This is a genomic window from Paenibacillus haidiansis (genome assembly GCF_036553665.1).
Classification (GTDB): domain Bacteria; phylum Bacillota; class Bacilli; order Paenibacillales; family Paenibacillaceae; genus Fontibacillus; species Fontibacillus haidiansis.
Map to the genome: position 1 here is coordinate 13,026 of NZ_JAZHPZ010000026.1, position 19,564 is coordinate 32,589.

Here is a 19,564-nt window from a genome sequence, read left to right on the forward strand (position 1 = left end):
TCCAATCTTATTTTTGAAAGTGTGCGGCAATCGCTTCATCAAGGGAAAGCTGCCCGCCGCCTGCATTGCCCCCACCGCCTCCTCCGACGCGGAATCCTGGTTGCTGCTGTTGCTGACCATCCTCGGTTTTGAAGAGGAACGCTTTGGACTCCTGCAGCGTCTTCAGCTGCTCGTCCAGGCCGACGACCTTGTCCCCGTCGATCACCAGCTTGCCTTTGTCTAAAAGGCCGGCGACAAGCGCCTCGTCATGGACCTTGCCATTCAGTGCCGACTTGATCGCACTGGTTAACGTGAGATCCTTCAGCTCGGACTCGTACTTTTCCTTGGCTGTCTTGTTTTCATTCTGCAGGGTCTCAATTTGGCGCTTCAGGTCTTCTGACAATCCGGCTGTTTTACCCAGTTCCTCGATCTGCTTATCCCGGTCAGCGGCGTCTTTCTCGGCCTTTTTCCGGGCTTCGGCCGCCTCGTTGTACTGCGATTTCGGTACAAAGTGCATTGGCAGCTCCTTACGAACCTCGGCATCGATCTTTTCGACCTCGGTCTCGGCCACGCCCAACTTTTTCAAAAGCTCTTTCAACCAATCCATTTATCATCAGCCTCCATTGATTTTTATAGCTGCTCTCCAGCTAAGGGAGCGGGCCGTTATGCTCCGGCCAGAGCACGCCCAGTTTTGCGCCTTATGACAGGGCAAAATAAAAGCACCCTCGCAAGAGAGTGCCTTAAACCGGTATCTTGATTTGCTCGCGGCTTCGATCACGCCGCAGTTGCGGGTTGGCTTCCATGTGCTCGCGGAGCCGGGCCTGCCATTCTGAAACCTTTGCGGCTGCAGCGGCTTCGTTCGCCGGATCGATGCTGCCGGCTTCCCTGCGCTTGTACTGCCGGATCGATCGCTCCATATATCGCTGTTTTTGCTCGGCTTGATAAAGCTCCTCGGCCTTCTCCTCGTTGACCTGGCCGGGCAGCGAGCTGACGCCCGGAAAGTACGTACTCTTATTATGCCGGCAATTTTGATGGAAAAGCCCATTTGACATAGCCGTGCTTAGCAGTGGATACGGACCGTCCCCGGCTTTACCGCCACTGTATACGTCATCAATATAGACGCGCCCCTGCCAAGGCAGGCATAGGTCGGAGCAATTATTATGGGAACTGATCACGACGGTGTGGATTCCCCACTCAGCCCGGCGCGCCCCCTCGCCGTAAAACACAGCTCGTTGGGACGATGTCCGTAGGGCCATCTCCGCATAGGATGCGATATTCATCCGGCGACCGTCTTTATATTCAATACAGTTGAAACCTTTGTCCAGGAAATCCCGGGTAGCCATGTCAATCGCCTGGTTGAGCGATACGGCCCCAGTGTTCAGATAGATTTCCGACTTCAAAACAGTTTGCCGATAAACGTCGTCAGCTTGCCGAAGCATGGCATCGCGGCCATTTCGCAGATCGTTCTGGATCGCATTAATCAAGGCATTGATCCGGCGTTCGTTAATCCGGAAAAAACTGTCGTCGCTCACATCCGTAATCGGCTTTGTCACGCGCCCGGAGATCAGCCAGTTTTGTGCCCTACGGAGCAGCCGATCGATCAAACTATCGACACCGCGGGCGCCGGAAAAATACGACTTCATGATCAGCTCTCCAGTCTCAGAATCGATTACCTTGCCGTAATCCTGCAGTAGCTTTCGGTTCTCACGTCGGTAACGGCTGAGAGCCAGGAGCTTACGCTTCTGCCATTGTTCCCACTCAAAACCTTCTCGTTCCTCCTCCGCTTCATGGCGGGTTAAATTTCGCTTCATCGACGTGATTAGGTCAAGCTCCATCTGCTCGAATATCTGAGCAATGTCATAAGGCTTCAAACGGCATCACTCCTAAATGGCATCATTGCTTTCCAGGATACTGCGTGCCTGCGTATCAGACATGCCGAACGACGAAGTGATCAGTGCAATGGCAGCAGAGCTTGAAATCTCTCCGGCCTTTACCGATCTAACTACCGTCAACAGGCTGGCTACCTGCGCCCCGTTCAGTCCGGTAGAACGGGCGCCCTCAACCGCCTCCGGGTCTGCATTCGGATCGGCGTCTTGATTGACTGCAGGCGGCTCTGCTTCAAGAAGCCCCTGCTCCGCTTTCAGACGCAGCACCTCAGCGGCCTTATCCTCGTCGGTCCAGGTATCGCCGTACAATTCATCGACGGCCACCTCGACAGACATGATGCCGTAGGTACGAGCCTTGCCGACCGTCTCAACCACACTGTCAAAGCTCGGGCTGGCGTACTCTCCGAAGCTCACGCTTACCTCGTATTCACTTGGCGTCCGCCTCATCATCGTGTCGTATACTTTCAGCACCGTACTGACCAAAGCCGGGATGACCTCGTTCAACCGCTCGATGATCTTGCCACGAGTGTACAGCGTTGCCTTTTCCTTTTCGCGCTGCGCCTCTGCATTGTCCGTCTTTTTCAGATCGATGCCCAGCGTGGCAGGTGACATGATGCCCTGCAGACACATATCCAAAGCGTTAGCGTAAGACTCCACAAACGCCTGATACATGATCTGCGGCTGCACCGTATCGATCTGACCCTTTGAATCCTCGGCTAATACCGTATTTAGCTTGATAAACTGGTTATCAAACGGATTCGGCCGCATCGGTACGCCAGTTTTCGGATCCTTCGGAATCAGATCGTCGGGGATGTACTTCTGAACCCGGCCCGCACGGATCGCATCGATCCATTGGCTGATAACCTCGTCCAAGGCGTCAAAGCTGTCCGCCTTGGTCTCGTAGATCGATTTACCGCGCCCTGGCCACTTCTTGGATTTGAAGAACATGAGCGGCAGCGCCATCATAAAATCGCCGGTGAACGTGATTTCCGGCACCAGCTTTACCGTCTCCGGCACCGTTGCGAGCGGAACCTCCCGACCGTCGGAATTCAACAACCGGCATCGAACATAACCGTAGCCGAATGTCTCCTCCAGCCGATAGTCCCGATCCTTGACCCGGTAATCCGAGTAAAAGACAATCTCCTTTAACCGTCCGCGCTCTCGGCGATAATCCACCTGATCGCCCGAATAGAATTCGATGATCGGATATTCGGTTACTTCTTGGTCCACGGTGATCTTAAACGCCCCATCCCCGACGGCCAGCGCCTCCGCAATGCTATCGCCCAGGAGCTCATCGAGTTCATTGTCCTTGGAAATCTCCTCCCAGGTTTCCGAATCCGACTCTTTCTCCAGCTTTACACCGTCCAGATCCGCAATAACGATATCTGCCAGACGGTCCACGATCATTGCCGGTAACCCGGAGTGAATTTTCCTGATCCGAAGCCCCTCCGACGGTACCGCTGCCCAAAAACGGGATTTGCCGACGTTGTCCGTGGTGGCCTGCTTATAAAATTGCTCCAGCTCGGACGGATCGCCGCGATACCATAGCCGGTTCCGCAACACGTTTGTCCTGTAGCTAAACGGCTCGGTAATCGTGATGATCTGATTCTCCGGTGCCGGATTGATACGCAACACTTTCATGACCATATTCTTAAACCACCCCATTCCTATACCTCCAATCTGCGCTTGAACGGCTGCACAGAGTATTCGCTGCTGTCCAAGCAGTCTACAGGATAGCTGCCGTCATCGGTCCGGACCCATTCACCCTTTTGCCGCTCATCCTCGTCCCATGTCGCATTCTCCAGCGCTTCGATCCATGGCCTGAGATGCTGCATGACCTTATATCGCCCTTGGTTGATCAGGATGTTCGTTAGCCGGATCCGGTCTACAATGCCCTCTTTCTTGTAGGCAGCCGTCACCGGTATATTGATCCCACGGCGCCGCAGCTCGTTCGCGAGAGCCTGGCGAAACAGCTTATCAGCTGATTCTGCAAAAATATAAGCGGACGCAAAAAAAGCAGGGTATGTTTTACCCCACTCCTCGATCTTGTCGACGATCTCCTTGGCATAGCGATCATGCGTATAGCCGCTCTCCTTGCCTTGCTTATGGTAATAGCCATCAAGCAGGATGACGTCCTTATATTGCAACGTGAATCCTGTCAGCGTTGCGACCGTGGCATCCGTGCCGCCAATGTCTATGCCGATCGAGAACTCCAGGAATCGAAGACCTTTAACCTGGTCGCGCGTGACGATAACCTCTTTACTGACGTACCCGGTATAGATCCGCCCCGTGGCCGCTGTTCGTTTGCCCTTGATATCAGCCTGATACCACAAGCTCGATCTGTCGTAAGTTTGCAACACGGCTTTCAACCGGTCATCTGGAATAGACAAGTTATCGAATAGGGTGAAATGCTCATAATTGTATCCCTGATTCTCGCCGCGGGCCTTAAGCTCGTCTTGATAGTCCAGCACGTCCCGATAGAACCAGTGCGCCGGAGGCTTTGGGTTCAGGTCGAAGAAGAGCTGCCGCTTTGCACTTGCCAGTGTCCGGTCAAACACTTCCTGGACGAATGACTGATGGCACTCATTGACCTCGGTAATGTAAACCGTGCCGTAAGAGTTACCCTTGATCCGTGCCGCGTCATTTGCCTTACCGCCACCGGCAATAATAACGATCTTTTCGCCGGTCTTGGTCTGGATGTACAATGCATCCCGGTTTTTGTATTCTCCTTCCCGGCAGCGCCCTGCAAATAGATGCTGTAAGCCGAAGCCGTTTGAGTCGATCGCGTTCATTTTGGCCGCCGCCAGGCTAACGCCAGCGACTAGGTGCAGCTTGTCCGGGTGGATCTCCAAGCACATGGCGTAGGCGATAAGGTTGATAATGTTTTTCCCGGCACGCTTGCCTCCCTCGGCCACGTTAAGCCAGGAGTCCGTGGAACGCCGAATATACTCGGCCTGCTTGGCGGTAAGGGGCGCATACTCAATCATCGCTTATCACCCTTGCCGGCGCCGGATTATTGATCAAGTCCGCCAGCGCGGTAATCTGTGCATTCGGATCGATGCCGTCCTTGTTCGGAACCTTCGAACGCAATACCTCGATACGAGCCTTCTGCTCTTCAGTAGCCAGCTCTGTTTTCAGCAGCTCGTCATACTGCCGGATGAGGCTTTGCAATGTAGCCATGGCCCGACTTTGCGCTTGTAGGAAAGTCGCCTGCTTGTCCCAAGCCTGCTGCACTTCCCAGCGCTCTCCGCTGACATTTCCGAACTTCTCCTCCACCTTGGTCGTCGTGGAATCGTCCCGATCCTTGACGTACATGATCTGCTGCGCCCGGATAATTGCTGTGTACTGGATCATGATGTTGTCCCAAACGATGTCTAGCGGGGAGCGGGCCTGCAACTGCTCCATGATCTCCAGGGACTCGGCAGGAAGGTATTTCTGGAATAGGCCGTGTGTGACCGCGTTACTGTTCCCTCTAGGAGCTGCGCCGCCTTTATTACCGACGGCATTCTTATTCCCCGGTGGTGCGCCCGGCTTTTTTGTGTGCACACCTTTTTCAGAGGGTGCGCCCTTTTGTCGCTGCCAGCCGTATCGCTGCTTCCAGCTCTTTACCGTGTTAATCGATACACCATATTTCTCGGCGATATCTTTATATTTCATGCCGCGCTGGTAGTCGGCCTCAGCTTTCTTTTGCATCTCTCACGCTCACCACCTCCAAAGTAGAGTTTGTTTTGGAAAATAGAAAAAGCCACTCTTTAGAGTGACTTGGGTTTAGCATTTTCTTTTAATTGAACTAGGTGTACTATTTCGCCATTACGCATCTTTTTAACAATTTCTATTTGATCCTCTGCATATCCTTGTGAAAGAAATTCCTCAGTTTGCTTTTGGATATCCTCTTGAATTTGCATATAGTGTTCTTCAATCATCTTGGTTTGAGCAGCGATCTGTTCATTAGTTATCTTTAAAATTTTCATCCCCTCCTTATGTCATATTTCGACGTAAAGGGGTATATTTCCTGCAAACAAAATACCGGCACCCGAAGGCACCGGCAAGGAAGGGAGGATCAAAAAGGCGAAATAATCCGAACGGCAGGATTTGAACCTGCACCATCTTGCTCCCAAGGCAAATGTGCTACCCAGCTACACCACATCCGGTTAATAAGACGCAGCCGCCGAACGGCCTGAGGTCATTGCCAGCTGCGTCTTGATACATTTTCACAATCCCAGTATATCAGGAAAAATCAATTTTTTTGTGCCTTCGTTGTGCCTTAATGCGGCTGCTGACTTTTCGGATCCAATCGTAAGAGTAGCCTAGTTTGTCCGCGATCTTATACAACGGCAGCCCTTCGACGTCACGCATATAAGCTACTTGATACTCGATCCCCTGAAAATCCCGTATGTTTGTCTCAATCTTCTGCCGAATCAGCTTCTTGGCGGCCAATCGGTTTGATGTCTCCCCAATCTTAATAACCACAGCATCGTAATACTCCAGCGCCTTATCCAAGGGGACGTGAACCGGCAGTGGATCGGAAGGAAGCTGCCCGGAGAAGCAAAGCTTTCGAGCCTCTTTCAGTTCCGCTTCCAGATCGATCAGCCGCAGCTCCAAGATTTCGATCTCTTTGGTGATATCGTTATATGTTTTTACGAAGTCCATCTGTCTTCACCTCGCTTGCATCTATGATTTGGAAAATAGCTCAGCTTGTACCGCCGGCGGCAGATTTTGCACACTTTGAACCGCATTTTATAAGGCCTATGGTTTTTAGCCATCACGATCACGCTCCCTTCTGGGTTGTCTTTCTCGGCGGAGGAGTGGGAAGGAACAAATATACCTCCCCGATCAGTTCGCCGTTATCGTCATATATCAAATCCCAAGGGATATCTTGAAAATACGGATCCTGTTCATTCATATCGAACCGCTCCTCCCTCCATCCCCCACCACTTCCCCTTGCGGCCATGCCGGCGGCCGTACTCCTCCGCCGCCTCCTGAATCCAAGACAGCGGCACTCCTGGCTCGTGGTAGATGATTTGCAATAGCTCTGTATCCGTAGCCTGCTTCCAGTTCATGCGGATCGCCTACTTTCGTAAACTTCTTCCAGCCATTCGGTCATCATGACCATTTGCTTTATCGCCAGCCGGTGCTCGTTATACTTTTTGCACAGCGCCCCGGCAGAGTCAGCAACCCATTGCCAAAACTCCGGATTATCCATCCCGTACCGCATTGCCGCCTGATTCGCCTGACCGATCCACACTTGTACGTCCGCGAAAAATGCTCCGTAATCCATAGGCTACAGCTCCTCGATCCGGATGTAGATGCCTGGTCGTTCTGCCCAAAACTTCTCCACGATCTCAGAGGCGACCAGCGCGTCATCCTTCCAGTATCCACAATGGGTCATGCAATCCTTGAGTAGCTTCTGCAGGTTGTCCGTATCAGGCTTTGTATGTTTGTACTGGCCGTCGTGCCGCCCCTTCGTCAGCGGAAAGCACCATTTGACCATCAATCGTACCGGTCCCGTATAGGGCCGCCCCGGCACATGCTGTCCCAGGTAGGCCATGAGCTTCGCCCGAGCGGCCTTCAATTCGTCCGGCTCGTAGAATACTGGTTTGTCATTTACGACAGCGACTTGTTTCTCCTGGGCCGTGATCGTGGGCACCTTTTTCATCGGCATGAAGAATTCAGTCGTCATCCCGTTCCGCCTCCCACATTTCTTCCCACTCATCCAGCAAGCCTCTCAGATAGGCAACCCCCTGAAAGCTCGAACACAACTCATTGCGATCTATCACAAACTTGACAATGAATTTTTCTTCTCCCGTTTCCCGATCCTTGAGGATAGTGCCAAACTGGAGTTTGCCTGCTATATCAAAACAACGAATAGCGGAACGAGGACCAATCTCAACCGTTTCCCCTTCTTCCGATTCCCAATATTTGTTCCCGTACGTTTTATCTTTTTTCATTTTTTCTTTTCTCCTCTCACGCGGAAGTCAGTGATTGGCAGGGTGGTAGAAAGGGGTGTGGTGGCGTAAGCAAGCACCACCACCCCTCCCTACACACCACCCTGACTTATCAGTCTTTCATAGACATAGATCATATAAGATTAAGTCAATAAACATATTACTACGGGCGCGCGTTATATAAGGGAGGACGAAATCATACCGAACAGACAGGACATGACCATGTTTTTATGATGGTGTCCAGTAGGGGACATGACCATAAAATTATGGTGCTGTCTACCCCTAGACAGTATAGACACGACCATGAAATTAATTTTGTCTATACCCTCCCTAGACACGTTGTCCATTGCTGTTTGTCTACTCTTCTTGATCTTCTTTTTCAATGATCGTATAGTTGTTGTTTGCATCGTATGTGAATCCTCCGTGTTCCTTCATATAACGAGCAACCGTTTTCTCAGAAACCCCCATATACTCGGCGACATCTTTTTTCGTCGGCGCCTCACCCATCTTGCAATTGAAGACAGCAGCTTCAAATTCCTCGGCCTTGCTCCGGCGTTCTTTCTGCGCCGATTCCTTCCGCTTATTCGTCGCCTTCTTCCACGCCGGAGCTTCCCCTTCCGGCTCGATATCCTTCAAGCTGCCCACATCATCGACCCGGTGGATCGGATACTGGAACCACATATTGACTGGCTCAAACTTGGCATATTCCCGCAGCGTGCCCTCCACTCGCCATGCAGAGCGGGCCTTCACGGACTTGATGACTTGCTGGATCGTCGGCATGATGTCCGCCATGATGTGCGGTATAGCCCGCTTGGCATGGTCCTCCATCGCCTTCGCGCTGAGTTCATCATCCTGAGACACATGCTCCTGCAGGTAGGCCGGGTTATGCTGCTCAAACAGCCGCTTGTACATGGCGCATATGGCCTTATTCTCCTCTTGCTTCAGCAGAGCCTCCGTCACGTCGAGTTCCACCAAATCGATAAGCGCGTCGGGGTCCCGGGCGAATACTCCCGAACCGGAAGCCCGGTCCATTGACTTCTTGCCGCCCTGGGCGCCTTTGGAATGGTGATGACAGTAAATGACGCTTGCCCCGAGCTCCGTGGCGATCTTGTCAAACTGATTCGTGAAATGGGCCATCTGGTCGGCACTGTTCTCGTCACCTGTCAGGACTTTATAAATCGGGTCAATGATGACGGCGATATAGTTCTTCTTGGCCGCCCGCCGGATCAGCTTCGGCGCCAGCTTATCCATCGGTACAGACTTTCCGCGCAGGTTCCAGATATCGATATTGGAGATATTCTGCGGTGGTAGCCCGAGAGCCGTATAAACGTCGCGGAAGCGATGCAAGCAGCTAGCCCGGTCAAGTTCCAGATTGACGTATAGGACTTTCCCCTGCGTACACTGCCATCCGAGCCATTTGACACCCTCACCTATAGCAATACACAGCTCAATCAGTGCGAACGACTTCCCAGCCTTTGATGGTCCGGCCATCAGCATCTTATGCCCTTGCCGCAGTACACCCTCGATGAGTGCCGGCGCCAGGACTGGCATGTTGTCCCAGAAATCCGTCAAGCTCTCCGGATCCGGCAGGTCATCGTTTATACCCTCGATCCACTCATGCCATTCGGCCCAGCTCGCCTTACCGATATTCGTGTCAACGATGAATTGCTTCTTGCCATTGCGCTCGACGCCAGGCATGCGGGACAGCCTCGACGGGTTCCGGTTCTGCGTGTCGACGTTGATTCCGTTCTTCTTGCAGACGTTGTACAGATAGTCGACGCGCTTCCGATATTCGTCGTAGTTGGACGCTTCGACGCGTACGATCGCATGGAGACTCTTGCCACCGCTGTATACCATGACGGCGATCGGCAGCTCCAACTCGCGCATGATCGCGTTCTGCTTCTCTATATCCATCTCATCCGACTCGACCAGTGCGTACCTGAACTCCGTCACGTTCTCATTCTTTACGCCGCATCCATCAAGCGGGTTGAAGCGGATCCAGGCACCGGCCTCCGGATTGTAGTCGCCGAACACAGAACCGATGTCGCCATCGCATTCATTCAGCCGCTGAATGAGTTCCCCGGCCGTCCGGTCCCATGCACCCTTCGTCGGCAGATATTTGCCTTCTTCGTTCTGCCACGTCTCCGTGACGTAGCCGACATTCTCCGTCGACTCGAATAGCGCGCTCAGGTACGTGGTCAGCTGCTGAACCGGATTCCAGGTCGCCGGCTCGTGGATCTCCTTCCCTTCGATCCAATTGCGGTCGACGACCACATAATCGCCGCCAGAAATCTCGTCATCCCAGCCCAGCTCGCGATCTTCGCGATCAGCAGACCGCGGCATCCACCCGTTATCCTTTGCCATTTGTGTAATGGTGGCGCCGGTGACCGGGTTCGCCGTCCCTTCAAAGCTGGTCCACTTCTTAAAGCACTCCCCGGGATGGTAGCGGGCCGGATCGCGCCGGCTCCACCCATCCCAGTCGCTGGCCGTATAGCCTTCGTACTTTAACGCCATGCCGACGTTGACCCATTCCTGATAACTCAGGAAGGCAGGGTCGATGTATTCCAATAAAGCAACGAGGTCGAGTTTATGTTCCATATTTCCTCCTCTTCCTGAGCTGTAATCCGGGGGTCAAAATATAAATTCAAGTTGCCCGTCGTTTTCTATAAAACTGAGGTTTTCCAGCCTCGACTTGTACCGTTTTAAACTTTCTTGAGCATCCTCAATACCTTCCTTTTGATAGGGGATGAAACTCTTCGTCAGATAAGCGATGCGATCCTTGGCGATTGCAGCACCCTTCCCCCTAACCTGACGTTCTTCCTCTATCTGCCTTTCCGCTGATGCGATCAACTCTTCATATCCTCGAATATATGACTCACAGCTACGGATGCAGTGCTCTAGGTATTCCCGATCATTCTTAAGGTCCATCTGGCGTTGTGTCATACTACATACGCCTCCTGTGCGGGAAGTGATTATGCATTAAAATCAATGTAATGATATCCGTTCGGATCCGCCTGAAGTGCATATCGTTTTAGAGACAGTCCCTTTACTTTCAACCAATTTGACAGCCTTTTGTTCACAATTCGTAATGCTCCGTTTGTATCGCCGCTCACTTTACGCAGCAGAACTCCATTAGCTGAAGTTCGGAGAATAAGCTTGTTTTCTGAGGCATTGAAACCAACTTGCAAGCATTGGCCCGGCTTCCATCCAGTCTCATGAATGGCTCTGCGGTTAAAATGAATACCTTGGCCATTAAGACCGGCAGTAGGGTTCGTTGGGACCGCTTCATCTACAAACCATTCAATACTATTAATTCCGGAGTCACCGGTTGAAAAATCTTCTTGCTTTCTCGGTCTACCCATGATTAGTTCCTCCCGTATTTTTATTAAGCTTCCTTGTTGAAATTGGTAATATTTATCACCGATCCGCCCAATAATTCGGCTTATATGTGCTTGTGATAGCCCTGTTCTTGCAGCAATGTCACTTTGAACATGACCGTCAATTCGCATGCATAAGATGGTTTTCTCAATATCACTCAAGTAGGACAAAAATTCTTGAACATGAACCTCACTGAAATCACCGTTCGAAGGAATCAACTCTATTAAAGCTACCTCTTCCTGATGATTAGAGGAAATTGATATTGTCTGATCTAGCGAAGCTATTGACCAACCATCCAGAAATCGCTTCGCTTCTTCTGCCTCCGAAAGCTTCCACCCGCTCAATTCAGCAATTACTTTGGAAGATTCCTCTGTCCAACCCTGTTTTAGAATGGTCGTTACCTTGTCTTGTAGCGGACGTGGAATCCGAATAGAATATCGCTTTTCTCTGAGAAATCGTTGAATGCTCCACTTTATCATGGGGAATGCATAAGTTAAGAACGAATTTACTTTTCCGTTAAACCGATCAGGGTCATAATTCCGAAAGGCTTGGAGCAGTCCCATATTTCCCACAGATATTAAATCTTCATAGTCTACTCCAGCATTAAGGCTATTACGGAATTTGTTAGCTACGGAGTGAACAGCTTTCTTATACTCTCGCATTACGTCCGCTTCGTAACCCAAATGAGGGTTATAACCAATGTTCAAAAGGTATCACCGTCCTTTTTACTCCACGTGATACTCCCTAGGATTAATGCCCTCCGGCACGCGCCATCCATTTCCGGCGATTCGGTCGATCAGCCGCTTGGCTGTCTCAAACGACCAGGTTCCGACGTGCTGGAATCCACGCTGCTCCAGGAAGCGGATCTGTTTTGGAGTCGTGAGTCCTTCCGCCCGTCGTTTATCCAGACGCTCCAGCAACTTCGTCGCCTTGCCGGCATTGTCGATTTCATCCGGCAATATACCCAACTTCTCCAATGTTTGAAGCTGCTTCTCACTCGGCGGCGCCATTTCCCAGCCGAACGACGGCACATAGCTGTAAAGGTCCTCTGCCTGGATACTCATTTCAAACTGCAAAGGATCGACGAGCTTCCGTTTACGCCGCTTCATTTCCTCAAGTAATTTGGCCAGAGCTTCCTCACGCTGCGCAATCACGTCTTCCGCGGCCTGCTTCTCGACGGCTTCCAAATCGAGCGGGACGCCCGCTTCTTCGATCTGCTTGGTCATCGCCTGGGCGATTTCCTCATTCTCCGCGATCAAGTGTGCCGGATGGCAAAGCTCGTGCCGTTCCGTGTGCCATAAGAAGTCCAATAGCAATAATTCAGTTTTTCCGGGAAACAGCCGGGTACCACGCCCGACCATCTGGCTGTAGAGACTGCGGACCTTTGTCGGCCGTAAGACAACGACGCAATCCACACTTGGGCAATCCCAGCCCTCCGTCAGCAACATGGAGTTGCACAGGACGTTGTATTTGCCTGCGTCGAAGTCAGCCAGCACTTCCGCCCGGTCTTGCGACTCCCCGTTGACCTCAGCGGCCCGAAAGCCAATACGGTTCAATATTTCCGTGAATTTTTGGCTGGTCTTAACCAAGGGAAGAAAAACGACAATCTTCCGATCTTGGGCAACCTTCCACATTTCGGCGGCGATCTGCTCCAGGTACGGATCAAGTGCCGTCCCCAGGTCATTGGCTGCAAAGTCGCCGGACTGTTGCCGGACGGAAGATAGGTCCAGCTTAAGCGGAATTGTCATAGCCTTGATGGGGCTCAAGTACCCCTCTTTGATAGCCTTCGGCAGCGTGTACTCGTATGCTAGGCTCTCAAAGTAGCTACCTAAGTTCCGCATATCGCCGCGGTCCGGCGTGGCCGTGACACCCAAGACGTTCGCGTCTTTAAAATGGGCCAGCACTCGCTGATAACTATCTGATAAACAATGATGAGCTTCGTCGATGATAATCGAGTCAAAATAATCCGGGGCGAACTGCTGCAGCCGTTTATCTCGCATCATCGTTTGAACACTGCCGACGACGACCCGGAACCAACTACCAATGGAAGTCTGTTCAGCCTTTTCGGTAGCACAACCTAATCCGGTGGACTGTGCCAACTTATCGGCTGCCTGGTCCAGCAGCTCGCCGCGATGGGCCAGGACGAGCACACGCTCGCCCAGCCTTACCCGGTCCTCGATCACTTTGGAAAACACGATCGTCTTACCGCATCCAGTCGGAAGGACAAGCAGTGTTCGCTGTATGCCCTTTTCCCACTCCGACTGAATGCTCTCGCGTGCTTCCTGCTGGTACGTTCTAAGTTCCATGGATTATCCTTAGAACTGGCCCGGAGTGAATCCGCCGCCCTGTGGCTGAGCCCCGGGAAATGGAGCTTGGTTATATTGAGGCTGCTGATTGTATTGCTGTTGTTGCGGTTGTTGATTCAATTCTTCATATGAATAGAAGGTTTTCACTTGGTTATTGGTCTTTTCTACGCCGTCCCGACCTTTGAACTTATTGATCTCCAGTTTCAGACGACCGCGGGCGCCGACAACCGTGTTCCAATTCATCCGAAGGGGTTCCCCTTTTTTCTTTTGGCCGATCCCGGCAAAGAAATTGGACAGCAACCCCTCTGTTTTTGTGTGAAGGAACAAGTTATGGAATATCACTACGTCGCCGTGTTCCGGTGAATGGACGGTAATCTCAAGCTTTGCCTGATTGCATGCCGGCATTTTTTCACTTCCAGTAAAACGCCCCCGCTCAAATTTAGTCACCGTAAAATCATAATCACCAGCAGGGAGGAGGGTAAATTCTCCTCCGTCTTTCTGAATCTCGTCGTCCCAACCCAGTTCTCTTTCGATGTTTTGATTCATGTGTAATACCTCCTGAATGGTTTATTAAAACGGTATTTGATCTCTGATTTCGAGAATGATTGCATATACTTGGCCCCATGCTGCTACCAGCACTCCTTCAACAAAATCTAATGGGTAGTCTGCAACTGGCATATCCGCCGGAAGGTACTGTCTCTTGGCTACTGCCGCCTGAATCTCTGCCTCAGTAACCTGATTCCGTATCATCAGATCGCGTAAAGGGCCATAAATATTCGGATTAAGACCAGATTGCTGTTCCGGTGGTGCAGATGACGTCTGCGGTGCCGAAGTGCTTGTAGGCGGTGCTACCGAAGATGGCGGTGCAGTTTGTACAGACTGTGCTGGTGCCTGCTGCTGTGTCGGAACGTTGAAGATATGAGCGATCCGGCTGTAATCCAGAGGCAATTCGTCCGGCAGGCCGTGGCGGTTCTTGGCATCCCACGCCGGGTGATGCGTAGTGTACATCGTCCGGGCTCCACCCTGTGCTTTGTTCTTTTTTCCTTCCTTATCAGTGGCGACACTGAAGGTTTTATAATTGATAAAAAGAACAATGTCGGCCCATTCCTTGACGAGTGGAGCGGTTCTGGAACCGGTCTTTTGCCCGAGCTTGAGTTGATAACGATCGTAAGCCCCCATCTCGTCAGGCTGCTCGAATTTGATGATCTGTGCATGGGCGGTAAGTACAACATGGATTCCCGCTTCGACTACATCACTAAGCAGATTCAAGAAACGCCCGATTTCCTCAGCTACGTAGATATAGCCCTTGCCATAACCGAAATCTTCAACACCGTTTTTGTTATGGGCAGCACATATGCTATCAACGCAAAGCATTTCTGCCCAGTCGACCGTATCAATGACAAGCGTTCCAAACCGTGAAGCTCCCTGCTGTTTCACCCATAGGGCCTGTTGCTTGAGCATCTCCCAGCTTGATGGCTTGGGGAGGCGCTGGACATTCAACTGCTTAGTTGATCCCTCCGTATCGATAAACACCGGGGTAGGAAACTGAGCTGCTAACGATGACTTGCCAATGCCCTCCGGACCATAAAGCACGACCTTCTGAGCCGTTTGAACGGTGCCGCTAATGATCTCAAACATTAAAATTCACCTGCTTTCCAAGTCGGCGCTGATGCAGGAGCGCTCCAACCTTCCCCGGGATCGATTTCGCCCGGCGGCTGTTGAATCTGAATGCCTTCCTGGCCGGCGACATAGCCGTCCTCAATGATGATGCTGCATTCTTCTCCGGTGCTGACCCTGGTAGCGATCGCCTGCAGTCCTTCCTGTTCCAGCCACTCGCCGAACTCTTTGAGGCTGTCCATATCCATCTGCTCCAGCTTGTCGAGCAAGATGAATCCGCAATCTGGTTTGAGCTTGCGCACGATGGCCGCTGCGACCTTAAGTTGATCGGCGCCGCTCATGTTGTCCCAGCGTTGGCCGTTATACAGCAGCTCGCCATTTTCCACCGACAATCCTGGCAGCGGAAGATCCGCGTTCGTCAGGAGGTCCGTTTTTTGTTGCCGCACCGCGTTTATTTCAGTTGTCAAAGAATCGTATTGCTGGCGATAATCCCCGGCATCCGTTTCGGCTTTGTCTTTATCCAGGTTCGCCCGGACCTTCCGGTTAATTTCGTCGATCTGCCGGATGTTGGATTCCAGTTCTGCAGTCGATTCGTCAATCAGGTCGATGGCATCCTTCTGCGCGATCTCCAGGTCCGCGCCGAGCTGTGCGTATTTGGCCTCTGCCTGAGCCAGCAGCGAGCGCAGCCGTTCGATTTCTTGCCCTTGGCTGGCGTACTCTGCCTGAATCTGTGCCAGTTGCTGCCGCTTGCGCTGGTTCTCACCGTTCCGTGCCAGGATCTCCTGCTGTTGGTTGATGAGCTCTGAAGCGGAAATCGGCTCCTTCGGTGCGTCCGGGAAATATGGTTGCTCTTTGGCAAATTTGGCCTTTTGATCGGCGATCTGGCCGATGGCGTGCCGGCGGCTATAAATCTCCTGTTCCTTTACCTCCAACTCATGAAGCTGCTGCCCGACGCCGATGATCTGCAGAAGGATGTTTGCCTTCTCCTTGCTTGTGGCATTAAGAAACTTTGGAAGGTTGATCGCCAGCTCCTCGACGAAGCTATCCAGTAGCTGTTGGCCGCCCTTCTGACCGTTCGGGTCGATGACCTTGAGGTCGCTATTCTTGCCCTTCCGCTCCACAATTAGGCCGTTGGAGAGGGTAATATGAAGGTATGGAGGAACTACGGAACCTTCTCGCTCGGCCTGTGACGGCCGGTATTTGTTACCTCCGAGCGCCCAGGCGATGGAGTCGAGCACACTTGTCTTTCCTTGGCGGTTACGGCCTCCGACGATAGTAAGGCCAGATGTTGTCGGCTCAATCTTCACGGCCTTGACACGTTTTACGTTCTCGATTTCCAATTTATTTATTTTAATCACGTATAAACCTCCCCGTTTACAATGTTATTAGAGTATAAGGTGGCGCGAAGGCCGCCTCTATTGCATTGTTAAGCGATCACGACGATACGCTCGGCCTCGATCAGATCGTAAAGTTCTTCGGCGAGATACGTAGAAACAGCATCGATAGCATCATTCCTCCACGCCCCACCATCAGCTTCAAACAAAGCAGCAGCAGGTCCGTCTTTCATGCGGAATACGAACGACGATTCTGGCTGATCTACTTCGACAAACGTCCGATACGGAGCCAGCAGCACAGGGTTTGGAACCATCACTTCTTCAACGTTTGCCACGCCATTCTTAGCTACTACAGATTGGGAGACTCCATTGTCACCAACTTGACGAACAGTTTCCTCTTTGATATTTCCGACAACCTTCAGGAGCTTCGTACGGTATTCGTTCTCCACAAACACCGATTGCAATTTGATGTTAAAGCTCTCGGCGTCGTAAAACACCCCGTATCTAAACTCTGGAAGCAGAGCCTCTGCTCGGATGATCTCCTTTCGCTGAAAATCGTTGTTGTAGGATGAGATAACCGTTACTTCATCCGGACTTACGACATGCACCAAGAGCGGAGCCTGATGGTCAAACTCCGATTTCAAATAATCCACCAGGCCGGAGAGGTTGCGGACAACGAGCGGTACCGGCGTCGGCTCCAATACTTTGTAAATCGGGCGAGTAGAATATTGCTGACCATTGACTTCGATCACTTCCGGTTGTCCTTGCTGAGACAGAAATTCAAGAGCTTCGCGATTAAGCATGAATGAATCCTCCTATAATTTTGAATTAATAGATGCGTTTGATCTTGTGGCCTGTATCGTCTGCAACGTCGCCGTCGTCATCAATGAAGGTCTGCCCGCGCTGACCCGACTTCAGCTCAGCAGCGGCCGGTTTGCCATCGTTGTCGCGATCCATGATGAACGTGGTCATGACTTCCTTGGCCGGCGCCAGCGTGCTTGTGGCCTGAATGGAAACCTCAGCCATCTCGCGGTTATCGTTTGGCTTAATGGACAGGGTGATGGAAATCTTGCGTACCGTTTTTGCGGTAGTGTTAGGATCCGCAATGTTGGCCAATACCTTTTGCAGTTCCTGATTGAAACGTTCAGAAATGCTACCATCGGCCAGAGATTCCAATCTAATCTCAACACTTTTATTCATGTATAAGTCCTCCTAAAATGAAATTAGGCTTTCAAACTGGCTTTGATCTTATTTTTGTAACGGGCAGCCTGCTCGACGCATTTATCACAGACCTGCTTGCCGTAGAAGTCGTGCATATGGCCCTCTACGTTCCCGCAAAGGTAGCAGCCCGGCTGATATTTGCGAAGGACGATGCACTCTCCTTGCATAAAGATTTCGAGCGGATCGCTCTCGGCAATCCCGAGAGTCCGGCGGAGCTCCATCGGGATGACTACACGGCCCAAATCATCGATACGACGTACAATTCCGGTGGATTTCAAAGCGAGCCCTCCTTGTATTAGTTGTCGAACCAAAAGACAATGCGCACGCTCTCCAGATCATCCCCAGCCAGTTCTTTCATCTTGGGGATGGACCAAGAATAAAAAGATCCCACGCAATCCTTGAACGATTCATTCCAATGAACTAATGTGTAAGGACTTCTTCCGAAGGCCCAATACTCTCCGTTGTCGGCAATAAAATTATCCATATCGTAATTCGTGACATGGTCAACGCCTCCGCCACCAACCGAACGGCTCCATGTGGAAGGAGAACCATTTTCTTTGAATTCCTTATAATTTTCGGAATTCACCCAGCCTTCTCGCTTAAAACCTTGGCTCCAATCAAATTCCAATAGTTCCTTAACGGATAGATAGGAATGGCTGTGACCATCAGGGCCCCATTCATCTGAACCAGCTATGACTGAATCAGAAACGTCCGAAGGAATCCCTCTCGGTTCACGGATCGGCTTCAACGAGCAGGAATTCCGAACTCCAGCAAGGATGGAAAATAGGGTATAATTGCGGCCGCTATAAATGAAGTCATAGGTCCCATTCTGCTCTTCCTGGATACGTTGCTCCCAATATTCCGTACTTTCACCACGCGACTTACATTTTTCGATGATGGAGTGCAAAGACTTAACTTCCGGCTCATTTACTCCCTTGACGGCTTCCCACTTACCGGAAGCTTCATTCCGCTTTTCTAGAAACAAATGAATATCGCATCCCATGCTTGATTTCTCCTCCTGGCCAGTGCTACACTGACCTTAGAATGGTTTTACTTGTGCAGCTTCCCGGGCTCCTACCCCGCGAGAAGCTGTTTTCTTTTTCCAGGGCTTCGATTTCTTGATTCAACCACCACAGCGCTCCGTCACGCGTTGCTTCGTCACGGCATGGCACCCGGCCGTTTTCTATGCCCCAGCGGATCCGCATCAACTCAAATTTACGAATCAGAAGGTCCAGGTCTTCCAGTTTCATCACCACCTTTCAAGAATTCAATCGCCTGCTTGTAGCCCCGCCTCGTAAAAGGGAAAGTCTTAGATTTTTCAGGGTAAACATTCACCCTGATAAACGGCTTATTATAGCGATTGAAGTTGACGAATATTTCGCAATTACCTATCCGGCATGGCGTAACGCCCGCTTTACGGTTGTAAAGGTCGTACATTGACGGGTACAAACTGAACCTCCCTTCTGGCGCTCCATTTTCGAAATGTGCATTAGAAAAATCTAATTCCAATCCAGAGTCCTAATAGCAAAGTCCACAGCGGAAGCCCAAGTAGAACCAGCATTATCAAAGCTTCAACGTCATATCCAAACCTATATTTAAAATAATTTTTCACATTTTCTCTCCTTCGCTCTTTGTGTCGTACTGTGTCATAGATAATCTTTCCTATTAACGCTTCCCGTCGCCCTTACGCATCCTTCCAGCAACGTCAAATATTGATCGAGTCCCTTATGATTAAGACACGCCAGAAAGCCATAAGAGCCGATAAGTTCGGTTTCAGCTTGATCTAGTTCATCGTATTCTAATTTGACTATTAGGTCGTTTCGCATTTCTTGTATTGCTTTGATCTTCTGTTCTTTAGTAGCCATTCAATCACCTTCCCTTGCAACGTTATTTGTGTC

At 51.2% G+C, this 19,564-nt stretch carries 25 protein-coding genes and 1 tRNA gene; all 26 read right to left on the reverse strand.

All coding sequences use genetic code 11. From position 1 onward, the window contains the following. Positions 1–7 precede the first annotated feature (7 nt). The 26 genes from V3851_RS26065 to V3851_RS26190 all read right to left on the reverse strand — a co-directional run bounded on the left by V3851_RS26065 (position 8) and on the right by V3851_RS26190 (position 19,531). Positions 8–586: a phage scaffolding protein gene (locus V3851_RS26065; protein WP_331849338.1), complete on the reverse strand. Its 579-nt coding sequence runs from the start codon at positions 584–586 to the stop codon at positions 8–10. 133 nt (positions 587–719) lie between these two features. Further along, entirely contained in the window at positions 720–1,850 is a 1,131-nt protein-coding gene (locus V3851_RS26070) for a phage minor capsid protein (protein WP_331849339.1), read from the reverse strand. Positions 1,851–1,862: 12 nt separating this feature from the next. After that, the gene (locus tag V3851_RS26075) at positions 1,863–3,530 is read right to left on the reverse strand and encodes a capsid protein (protein ID WP_331849340.1); all 1,668 of its coding nucleotides are present in this window, start codon (positions 3,528–3,530) and stop codon (positions 1,863–1,865) included. 2 nt (positions 3,531–3,532) lie between these two features. Continuing rightward, positions 3,533–4,852 (reverse strand): PBSX family phage terminase large subunit, encoded by a 1,320-nt coding sequence (locus tag V3851_RS26080; RefSeq protein WP_331849341.1) that lies wholly within the window; start codon positions 4,850–4,852, stop codon positions 3,533–3,535. Beyond that, positions 4,845–5,558 carry a phage terminase small subunit gene (terS, locus tag V3851_RS26085; RefSeq protein ID WP_331849342.1) on the reverse strand — a complete coding sequence of 238 codons (714 nt, stop codon included), beginning with the start codon at positions 5,556–5,558 and terminating at the stop codon, positions 4,845–4,847. Before terS ends, V3851_RS26080 begins: the two co-directional genes overlap by 8 nt. Positions 5,559–5,617: 59 nt before the next feature. Next, positions 5,618–5,836, reverse strand: a complete 219-nt coding sequence (locus tag V3851_RS26090) for a hypothetical protein (RefSeq protein ID WP_331849343.1) — start codon at positions 5,834–5,836, stop codon at positions 5,618–5,620. A gap of 106 nt (positions 5,837–5,942) precedes the next feature. Continuing rightward, positions 5,943–6,016, reverse strand: a tRNA-Pro gene (locus tag V3851_RS26095). A 76-nt stretch (positions 6,017–6,092) separates the two neighbouring features. Next, on the reverse strand, positions 6,093–6,515 hold the full coding sequence (locus tag V3851_RS26100) for a hypothetical protein (protein ID WP_331849344.1): 423 nt from the start codon (positions 6,513–6,515) through the stop codon (positions 6,093–6,095). A 118-nt stretch (positions 6,516–6,633) separates the two neighbouring features. After that, a complete protein-coding gene (locus tag V3851_RS26105) occupies positions 6,634–6,768 on the reverse strand; it encodes a hypothetical protein (protein ID WP_331849345.1) in 135 nt (44 codons plus the stop codon). Continuing rightward, positions 6,761–6,925, reverse strand: coding sequence for a hypothetical protein (locus tag V3851_RS26110; RefSeq protein ID WP_331849346.1), 165 nt, complete (start codon positions 6,923–6,925; stop codon positions 6,761–6,763). The genes V3851_RS26105 and V3851_RS26110 overlap by 8 nt, the downstream gene beginning before the upstream one ends. Further along, positions 6,922–7,143, reverse strand: a complete 222-nt coding sequence (locus V3851_RS26115) for a hypothetical protein (RefSeq protein ID WP_331849347.1) — start codon at positions 7,141–7,143, stop codon at positions 6,922–6,924. Before V3851_RS26115 ends, V3851_RS26110 begins: the two co-directional genes overlap by 4 nt. A 3-nt stretch (positions 7,144–7,146) precedes the next feature. Then, complete coding sequence (locus V3851_RS26120) at positions 7,147–7,545, reverse strand: RusA family crossover junction endodeoxyribonuclease (protein WP_331849348.1); 399 nt, start codon at positions 7,543–7,545, stop codon at positions 7,147–7,149. Beyond that, complete coding sequence (locus tag V3851_RS26125) at positions 7,535–7,813, reverse strand: hypothetical protein (RefSeq protein ID WP_331849349.1); 279 nt, start codon at positions 7,811–7,813, stop codon at positions 7,535–7,537. Before V3851_RS26125 ends, V3851_RS26120 begins: the two co-directional genes overlap by 11 nt. A gap of 354 nt (positions 7,814–8,167) precedes the next feature. After that, positions 8,168–10,408, reverse strand: coding sequence for an AAA family ATPase (locus tag V3851_RS26130; RefSeq protein ID WP_331849350.1), 2,241 nt, complete (start codon positions 10,406–10,408; stop codon positions 8,168–8,170). Between the two features lie 33 nt (positions 10,409–10,441). Continuing rightward, positions 10,442–10,753 carry a hypothetical protein gene (locus tag V3851_RS26135; RefSeq protein ID WP_331849351.1) on the reverse strand — a complete coding sequence of 104 codons (312 nt, stop codon included), beginning with the start codon at positions 10,751–10,753 and terminating at the stop codon, positions 10,442–10,444. Positions 10,754–10,782: 29 nt separating this feature from the next. Continuing rightward, positions 10,783–11,895: a sigma-70 family RNA polymerase sigma factor gene (locus V3851_RS26140; protein WP_331849352.1), complete on the reverse strand. Its 1,113-nt coding sequence runs from the start codon at positions 11,893–11,895 to the stop codon at positions 10,783–10,785. 18 nt (positions 11,896–11,913) lie between these two features. After that, on the reverse strand, positions 11,914–13,494 hold the full coding sequence (locus V3851_RS26145) for a DEAD/DEAH box helicase (protein ID WP_331849353.1): 1,581 nt from the start codon (positions 13,492–13,494) through the stop codon (positions 11,914–11,916). A gap of 9 nt (positions 13,495–13,503) precedes the next feature. After that, a complete protein-coding gene (locus V3851_RS26150; RefSeq protein WP_331849354.1) occupies positions 13,504–14,040 on the reverse strand; it encodes a hypothetical protein in 537 nt (178 codons plus the stop codon). A 24-nt stretch (positions 14,041–14,064) separates the two neighbouring features. Continuing rightward, positions 14,065–15,132, reverse strand: a complete 1,068-nt coding sequence (locus tag V3851_RS26155; RefSeq protein ID WP_331849355.1) for an ATP-binding protein — start codon at positions 15,130–15,132, stop codon at positions 14,065–14,067. Beyond that, a complete protein-coding gene (locus tag V3851_RS26160) occupies positions 15,132–16,469 on the reverse strand; it encodes an AAA family ATPase (RefSeq protein ID WP_331849356.1) in 1,338 nt (445 codons plus the stop codon). Before V3851_RS26160 ends, V3851_RS26155 begins: the two co-directional genes overlap by 1 nt. Before the next feature lie 68 nt (positions 16,470–16,537). Further along, positions 16,538–17,248 carry a hypothetical protein gene (locus tag V3851_RS26165; protein ID WP_331849357.1) on the reverse strand — a complete coding sequence of 237 codons (711 nt, stop codon included), beginning with the start codon at positions 17,246–17,248 and terminating at the stop codon, positions 16,538–16,540. Positions 17,249–17,273: 25 nt separating this feature from the next. Beyond that, positions 17,274–17,645: a replication terminator protein gene (locus V3851_RS26170; RefSeq protein WP_331849358.1), complete on the reverse strand. Its 372-nt coding sequence runs from the start codon at positions 17,643–17,645 to the stop codon at positions 17,274–17,276. A gap of 23 nt (positions 17,646–17,668) precedes the next feature. After that, positions 17,669–17,944 carry an AbrB/MazE/SpoVT family DNA-binding domain-containing protein gene (locus tag V3851_RS26175; RefSeq protein ID WP_331849359.1) on the reverse strand — a complete coding sequence of 92 codons (276 nt, stop codon included), beginning with the start codon at positions 17,942–17,944 and terminating at the stop codon, positions 17,669–17,671. Between the two features lie 17 nt (positions 17,945–17,961). Beyond that, positions 17,962–18,669: a hypothetical protein gene (locus V3851_RS26180; protein ID WP_331849360.1), complete on the reverse strand. Its 708-nt coding sequence runs from the start codon at positions 18,667–18,669 to the stop codon at positions 17,962–17,964. Between the two features lie 25 nt (positions 18,670–18,694). Continuing rightward, complete coding sequence (locus tag V3851_RS26185; protein WP_331849361.1) at positions 18,695–18,916, reverse strand: hypothetical protein; 222 nt, start codon at positions 18,914–18,916, stop codon at positions 18,695–18,697. 396 nt (positions 18,917–19,312) lie between these two features. Further along, positions 19,313–19,531 carry a hypothetical protein gene (locus V3851_RS26190; RefSeq protein ID WP_331845304.1) on the reverse strand — a complete coding sequence of 73 codons (219 nt, stop codon included), beginning with the start codon at positions 19,529–19,531 and terminating at the stop codon, positions 19,313–19,315. Between the last annotated feature and the right edge of the window lie 33 nt (positions 19,532–19,564).